This window comes from Micrococcus sp. GbtcB5 (genome assembly GCF_019091605.1).
GTDB classification, from domain to species: domain Bacteria; phylum Actinomycetota; class Actinomycetes; order Actinomycetales; family Micrococcaceae; genus Micrococcus; species Micrococcus luteus.
The window spans coordinates 1-224 of the sequence record NZ_JAGXJK010000676.1; the positions used below are offsets into that span (position 1 = coordinate 1).

Below are 224 nucleotides of genomic sequence, written 5' to 3' on the forward strand. Positions count from 1 at the left end.
CGCCAGCCGCCCCCGTCTGGGATCTTCCCGATCTTCTTCACATCCAGGTGCACCATGTGCCCCGGCCCTCTCGCGGTGATCTTCTGGGGTCGTTGGCGCAGGTCTTCTCCGGCCGGGGTCAGGTCCCGTAGGCGGGAGATCCCGGCCCGGTGCAGCCACCGTCCCACGGTACGAAGACACACCCGGTGGCCCTCGGAGACGAGGTGGTGATGGATGCGCCGTGC

1 pseudogene is annotated in these 224 nt (G+C 68.8%); it reads right to left on the reverse strand.

Features of this window, described 5'->3' with window-relative positions:
• Positions 1–224: pseudogene (locus KVS67_RS13930) on the reverse strand (IS481 family transposase); the annotation flags it as partial.